A 6,588-nucleotide genomic window follows, 5' to 3' on the forward strand; every position below is an offset into this window, starting at 1 on the left:
GCGCACTTCCGCCGTGCGCTGCGGCTCGGGCCGGCGTCTTCGAGAGCGAACATCTTCGTCGGCATCGGCAGCGCTCACTTCAATGCAGCCAGGTATGCCGCGGCGGCCTCCTGGATACGGCACGCCATGCGCGCCCAACCGGAGCTGACATGGGCCAACCGAAGTCTCGCCGTCTCCTACGCCCGGCTGGGCGAACCGCAGAAGGCGCGGGAATCGCTCGGCGCGCTGCGCCGCTTCAACCCGGACCTGACGGTCGGCCAGGTCGTAACCGCGGTCCCCTTCCGGCCCGACTTCCTGGACCGGCTGGGGGACGGGCTGAGCGCCCTCGGCCTGCCGCCCTAGCAGCTTCGGCTCTGTCCAACCCTCAGTCCGGATAGCGGTCGTGAAGCCGCACCCAGTCCATCAGGTTGCCGCGGGGGCCGGTCTCGTTGCGGCCCTTGGGCGTGAGGTCGACGTAGTTGTAGACCCCCAAGAGGTGTTCATCGCCGCGGGCATAGGACGAATAGGTGTGGAAGACGGCGCCGCTTGCGTCCTTTGCAAAGATGCTGGTGCCTGACAGCTCTTCACTCATGAAGTCGCGTTCGGCGAAGTTGTAATAGACGCGTCCCCTGGCCTGGTCTTCGGCGGTGAAGGAAACGTGGAAGTCGTAGTTGAAGTCGCTGCCGAAAGAGGACACCCAGCTGAAGCGCCAGCCCATACGTTTCTTGAAGGCCTGGATCTCAGCAAAGGGCGCGCGGGAGACGGCGGTGAAGCTGACATCGTGCTGGGGCAGATGCAGGTTCGCGCCGTCGACGTGATCGGCGCAGAGGGAACAGCCGACGCAGCCCTCCTCCCAGCCGGGTGCCAGCATGAAGTGCTGGACGATGAGTTGGCTGCGGCCTGCAAAGAGATCGGCCAGCGAGAGCTTTCCCTCCGGGCCTTCGAAGACATAGGGCTTCTCGATCCTCACCCAGGGCAGGGCGCGCCGCTCGGCGGAAAGCGCGTCGCGCTGCCGGGTCAGGGCCTTCTCCTTGGCCAGCAGTGCCTCGCGCGCCTGCAGCCATTCGTTGCGTGATGCGATCTTCCGGTGGGTCATTGTCAGGTGCTCCGCAGGTCTTGCCGGTGGCTCAAAGGGCTCTTCACCTCTCTTGCGCGCACTGGTCCAGGTAGGCGGCCAGATTGTCCAGACCGTCGGCCCAGCCCGGTTCCATGGCCGCCGCCAGAGGCGCCGCCGACGGGTCGTGGAGTCTCTCCACAACGGCATCGACAGTCAGCAGCGTCCCGCCGCCGTCGTCGGCAAAGGTGACCGTCGCGGCGGCATCGAATAGCGGCCGCTCGCCGCCGCCCAAAACAGCGCTGCTATACGCGAGGCGCTCAGGCACCACGATCTCGCGGTAGCTGTTGCGCCAATGGAAGTCGTCGCCGTCCGGCGAGCGCATGGAGACGGCGAAACCGCCGCCGATCCGCAGGTCCACCGAAGACCGCGTGACCGTGAAGCCGGCGGGGCAGAACCAGCGCGCCAGGTGGTCGGGATCGGTCCAGGCCTCGAAGACCAGAGCGCGCGGCGCCGCGAAGCGGCGGGTGAAATGCAGCGGGCGGGCGTCGAACGGCTTTGCGGCAGCAGGGCTGTTCATGTTGGGCTCCTCGTCGGGGGACATGGCTAACGCTTCTTCTTCGGAGCTTTGCCGCTCTGCAGTTCCTGCAGGTAGGCATCCAGGCGGTCGAAGCTCTCATCCCAGAAGCGGCGGTAGTGCTCCAGCCAGCCGGTCGCCTCCTTGAGGGGTTCCGCCTGCAACTGGCAGGGCCGCCACTGGGCCTCGCGGCCGCGGGCAATGAGCCCGGCGCGCTCCAGCACCTTCAGATGCTTGGAGACCGCCGGGAGACTCATCGCGAAGGGCTCGGCCAGCTCGCCGACGGTGGCTTCGCCGTCGGACAACCGCGCCAGGATCGCCCGGCGGGTCGGGTCGGCCAGGGCTGCGAAAGTCGTACTGAGAGGGTCCGAGGGCATATCGTATTTAACCGATTCTTTAAGTAACTGGTCGGTTAAATACAGGAGCCAGCTCTTGGCGTCAAGGCTCCCCTTTCGGAGATCAGGTGCCGAGAGTCAGTCTGAAGCGCTTAGGCGTAAGGCAGTTCGCGGCCGAGGCCGCGCTCGGCGGCCTTCTCCAGCATCGCCGCGCCGAGGGCGATGTCGGAGAGGGAGAGGCCGCGGTGCCAGAAGAGGATCGTCTCGTCGTCGCGCTGCCGCCCCGGCTTGCTCCCGGTGACGATCTCGCAGAGCTCGCCGTGCAGCGTCTGCTCCGACAGCTTGCCTGTCTCCACATGGGCCCGCAGCGAACCCAGCTTGCCGCCCTTGCACTGGCCCCAGTCGTCCACCACCAGCTTGTCCATGACATCGGTGAGCGAGAGCTCCACCGCGCTCATGGTGCCGTAGGGCACGACGAAGTTGCCGGGCTGCACCCAGTCGGTCTTGAACAGCGGCGTCGGTTCCATGAGGCGGGAGGCCTCAACCTGGATGTCGGCACCCTCGAGGCAGGCCTGCCAGTCCTCCACCGCCGCCACCGGCTTGCCGAGGTCGGCAGCGAGCCGTTCGGCGAAGGGCTCGCGGCTTTCCGGGCGCCGCGAATGCACGCGGATCTCCTGAAGGTCGAAGAGGTGGCTCAGCAGGCGGACGTTCCAATAAGCGGTGCCCCGCGCGCCGATGTGGCCCAGCACCTTGCTGTCCTTGCGCGCCAGGTACTTCGCGCCGAGGGCGGTGATAGCGCCGGTGCGCATCTCGGTGATGGCCGTCGCATCCAGGAGTGCCCGGGGCATACCGGTCTCCGGATCGAAGAGGTTCAGGAGCGCCATCTCCGAGGGCAGGCCCTTTTTGTAGTTGTCGACGTAGTCGCCGACGATCTTGACGCCCGCCAGGCCACCGGACTTGAAGCCCGCCGCCTTGCCGATGTAGCCGCGCAGCACGTTGAAGTGGCCGTGGAAGGCCGGATCGGGCTCAAGATGCACCCGCGGCTCGATGACCGACCGCCCCAAACCCTGGGCCGTGAGGCCGCGCTCCACGGCGGTGAGGATTTCGTCGTCGGTCATCTCCAGAGCCGCGATGTCGGGCCCGGAGAGATAGGTGAAGGAGATGGAGGTCATGGATCTAGAAAACCGGAATGATAAACAAACTGTCGAGGTCCCTTTGTTTCCCGCGGTTTGGCTTACCGCCTTGTCAGGTCAGCGACCGAATTGGGTTGCTCTCGTAACCCCGACTTAATCTCACTTGCGATCAAGAGCAAGCGGGCTGCGATACGATCGCCTGGACGAACGCGCAAAACCATGCTCGCTTGCCTGATGGCCTCATCTGCTCGACCCACAAGAATCAGCACAGTCGCCAGATTGGTTCGGAAGTTGGTCTCCTCCGGGAAGTCCACCACGGAACGCCGGGCGACCTTCAGCACTTCTTGGGGTCTGTTTGCCTCCAAGGCACCGCCAACGTAGGCATAGACCACAACGACGTCGTTTGGGTTCAGTCTATAGGCTTCTCTGAATGAAAGAAGTGCCTGCTCAGGTTGGATGAGCGCCTGCTGTGTCTTGCCTCTGAGCACAAATGTCTGCCAGCTCTCAGGATAGATGCCGAGCGCCTCATCGTACAAGGCGACAGCCCGTTCGAGCTTGCCTCGATCCGGAAGGGCTCGAGGGCGCCCTTCGAGCCAGACGTACTGCTCGCTAAGCGCATTGGCTTCCACCACCAGACGATTGAAGCGCTCAGCTTCTTCTGGCGTTATCGTTGTTGTGGAGCCGCAAGCGGTGCATAGAGCGAACAGCACACAGACGGCCAACCCTCTCAGCGCCATTGCCACTCCCCCTCACCGCCTCTAGCCCCTTGGAATGCCGCGGATTTATTCGCACTCCGACAAGACTAGTTCGTTCTAATGGCTCTTGAAAAGGAGGACAAGTGGTATGCCGGAACGGTCGTCCCATTCGGTGGCGAAATAGAAATAGTCGCCCTCGAAGTCCTCAAGATAGCAATGTTCCTGATCGCAGATGTGGTGCTTCACATCGCGCTTCCAGAAGTCGTAACAGTCGGCCAGCGACACTTCGAAGACCGGCTCGCCTAGGCTGAGCACGACAAAGCGCAGGCGTCCAAGGCGCAGCAGGTCTTTGACATCTTGGGTTGTGAGGTCGCGCTTCTCGACGGGTCTGCCCAGACGCCCCAGCACCTCATCGTCGGGCCAGACGGCGAGCATCTTGTCGGTGCTTTTCTCCGCCATCTACTTTCAGCCGCCCTGCTCTCGAACCAGCTCCCGGACCTTCTGCAGCCAGAGATCGTCTTCGCTGCGCACGATCTCATAAGCCGACCAGTGCGGATGATCGAGAAAGATCAGATAGGACTCGCCGGGCACGAAGACAGGAACCATTTCGCAGAGGGAATTGTTGAAGGAGCGGCTGTAGTACAGCGCCAGGAGGTTTCCCTCGCGGTGGCCGTCAAAATCATCGCCGATCAAGGCAGGATTGGTGTCAAGTGCCGCATAGCTGCCGATTGGCAAGGTGAAAGGCGACGGCACGTCACCCTTCAGGACTTCGATCACCTCGAATGTCGGTGCCTCCTCTGAGAGGCCGAGCGAAACCCGTATGTCCGACGGCTCCAGGGCGCGCGCCCAAGCAATCTGGTTTGAGTCGGCAACCAACAGCCGCTTAGGCTTGGTGAATTCAGGGGGCGGCACCGTGCAGGCCACCACGGGCGCTGCGAACGCAGAGAGAACCAGAAGTGCCAGAACCAGCGACCTGAAGATCTCTTGGCCTCCTCCACAGAATGCCGCCGACGATACCGGCCCTCAGATTTCCGGTCCGTCGGTCATTTGCGATGTAAGAGCAAGGGGAAAGCGAGTCCAGACGCAAAACGCCTTTAACGATACAAACTCGACGGGTCTCTCACCAGAGCGCGATCATTTATCGGCACCTTGCCCCCGTCCTTGCAGGAGCCACCGCAAAGGAGCCGGCGACGGCCTTCTGTGGCATCGTGCACATAAAAGCGGCTGCCTTAGGAGACAAGCAGCCGCGGTCTCTGGAGGGTCTGTTTGTCAGAGGCGCTGGCGCGTGGCGGCGGTCAGGCCTCGGCCGACTTGGGGCAGATTCTCCGTCTGGCCAAGCCGAGGCCCACCAGCCCAAGGCCGAAAAGAGCCAGGGTCGCCGGTTCCGGAACGGCAACGACCCGCAGCGTCCAGCCGTACTCGGCTCCCGAATCAGCAAAGCTCAAGGGTGCGAAAGTGCTGTTCCATCCCCCGACAGTCGTCTGGAAGAATGTACCGCCGCCGGCGAAGTCGATGGCCACGTCCGCAAGCCCACTGACGGCCGGCAGGCTGCCGTTGGGACTGCCAAGCGAAAAGTCGTCAAAGACGCCATCGCCCGGAATGTTGTAGGTCCCGGTGGACGAGGTGTAGACGAAGGAGATGAAGTCGGTGTCTAGCAGCTGGGTGCCCGGCACGTAGGTGTCCACAAGAGTCAGCACGGCGGAGGCGTTGGGTGGCGCGGTGCAGCCGACGACACAGGCGCCCTCGAAATCGTAGATCACCACGGCCTCGGCGCTGCGCGCCGTCATCAGAACCGCCAGACAGGCCAGGAGCGCCAAGCCTAGAACAGCCTGCGGAAGTCGTCTCACGCTCATCATCTGCAGTGCTCCCCTCTTTCCACACCTGGTTCCCGGTTTTCCGTACCTGGTCCCCGGTCATTGGTGGGCCGGCCCCAAGGACCCGCCACCGTTCCGGCCGCCGCGGCGATCTGCTTGCGCGCTTAACCCGTCGTTAACCTTACGCAAGAAGCGTTCCAGTTCAGGAAGCCGTTCTACGGCAAAGACTTAGCGGCGCACCTCCTCTGTTGCCCGGCCAAGTTGTAAGGAATATTTACATCTTATGCCCCCGCAAACGACTACGCTGATCGGTTAGGATGGATCAACTGACTGATCTTACGGAGATTTATTGGACATTCCGAGGCTGGGCGAGGCTGTAAAGCCACGCGACAAGGGACGTGCCACCCCCACGTCATTATGCGGAATGCAACTTTACCGTCACAGAATTGTCACAGGCAGGGGTGTTCCGGCCGGTCAGGCGAGCACATCACGCAGGACGGTGCGGTAGTCTTCCAGCACCGCGCGCTCGTCCTTGTGGGACCCGTCGCAGACCAGCCACTGGCCGCCCACCATGACGTCGCGCACGGGGTTACGGTTGCCGGCGAAAATCAGGGCGTCCAGCAGGCGTTCGATCGGCAGTTCGCAGAGCGTCGGCGAGGTGGTGTCGAGCACCACCAGGTCGGCGCGGCAGCCGACCTCCAGCGCGCCGATGGGCCGGCCCAGGGCCTGGGCACCGCCGGCCAGGGCGTCGCTGTAGAGCCGGTAGCCGAGGGAAGCCGCCGCCCCCTCCCCCGCCAGGACGTTGCGCCGGCGCCGCGCCAGGCGCTCGCCGTATTCAAACCAGCGCAGTTCCTCGACGGGACTGACGGAGATGTGGCTGTCGGAGCCGATGCCCCAGGCGCCACCGGCCGCAAGGTAGTCCACCGCCGGGAACAGGCCGTCGCCGAGGTTGGCCTCCGTGATCGGACAGAGCCCCGCCGACATGGCGGCGACCGGCGCGG

The 6,588-nt window shown here is 63.9% G+C and carries 10 protein-coding genes; 1 reads left to right on the plus strand and 9 read right to left on the minus strand.

The window, feature by feature from the left end:
- Positions 1-342 (plus strand): hypothetical protein (locus Q0996_RS16145; protein ID WP_322096732.1); only part of this gene is annotated, 342 nt, incomplete at its 5' end.
- Between the two features lie 22 nt (positions 343-364).
- Here Q0996_RS16145 and Q0996_RS16150 read toward each other — a convergent pair.
- From Q0996_RS16150 to Q0996_RS16190, 9 genes are all read right to left on the minus strand, one after another.
- Positions 365-1,075 (minus strand): thioredoxin family protein, encoded by a 711-nt coding sequence (locus tag Q0996_RS16150; RefSeq protein ID WP_299621928.1) that lies wholly within the window; start codon positions 1,073-1,075, stop codon positions 365-367.
- 43 nt (positions 1,076-1,118) lie between these two features.
- Positions 1,119-1,613: an SRPBCC domain-containing protein gene (locus Q0996_RS16155; protein WP_299621931.1), complete on the minus strand. Its 495-nt coding sequence runs from the start codon at positions 1,611-1,613 to the stop codon at positions 1,119-1,121.
- Between the two features lie 26 nt (positions 1,614-1,639).
- The gene (locus Q0996_RS16160; protein WP_299621934.1) at positions 1,640-1,987 is read right to left on the minus strand and encodes a helix-turn-helix transcriptional regulator; all 348 of its coding nucleotides are present in this window, start codon (positions 1,985-1,987) and stop codon (positions 1,640-1,642) included.
- Positions 1,988-2,097: 110 nt separating this feature from the next.
- Complete coding sequence (locus Q0996_RS16165; RefSeq protein WP_299621937.1) at positions 2,098-3,117, minus strand: ornithine cyclodeaminase family protein; 1,020 nt, start codon at positions 3,115-3,117, stop codon at positions 2,098-2,100.
- 62 nt (positions 3,118-3,179) lie between these two features.
- Entirely contained in the window at positions 3,180-3,815 is a 636-nt protein-coding gene (locus Q0996_RS16170; RefSeq protein WP_299621940.1) for a hypothetical protein, read from the minus strand.
- Positions 3,816-3,890: 75 nt separating this feature from the next.
- Positions 3,891-4,232 carry a hypothetical protein gene (locus Q0996_RS16175; RefSeq protein WP_299621943.1) on the minus strand — a complete coding sequence of 114 codons (342 nt, stop codon included), beginning with the start codon at positions 4,230-4,232 and terminating at the stop codon, positions 3,891-3,893.
- A 6-nt stretch (positions 4,233-4,238) separates the two neighbouring features.
- Positions 4,239-4,700: a hypothetical protein gene (locus tag Q0996_RS16180; RefSeq protein ID WP_299621946.1), complete on the minus strand. Its 462-nt coding sequence runs from the start codon at positions 4,698-4,700 to the stop codon at positions 4,239-4,241.
- 368 nt (positions 4,701-5,068) lie between these two features.
- Positions 5,069-5,626: a PEP-CTERM sorting domain-containing protein gene (locus Q0996_RS16185; protein WP_299621948.1), complete on the minus strand. Its 558-nt coding sequence runs from the start codon at positions 5,624-5,626 to the stop codon at positions 5,069-5,071.
- 435 nt (positions 5,627-6,061) lie between these two features.
- Positions 6,062-6,588: amidohydrolase family protein (locus Q0996_RS16190; protein ID WP_299621951.1), on the minus strand; the 527-nt coding region annotated here is incomplete at its 5' end.

It is taken from the genome of Pelagibius sp. (assembly GCF_028289705.1).
Taxonomy (GTDB): domain Bacteria; phylum Pseudomonadota; class Alphaproteobacteria; order Kiloniellales; family Kiloniellaceae; genus Pelagibius.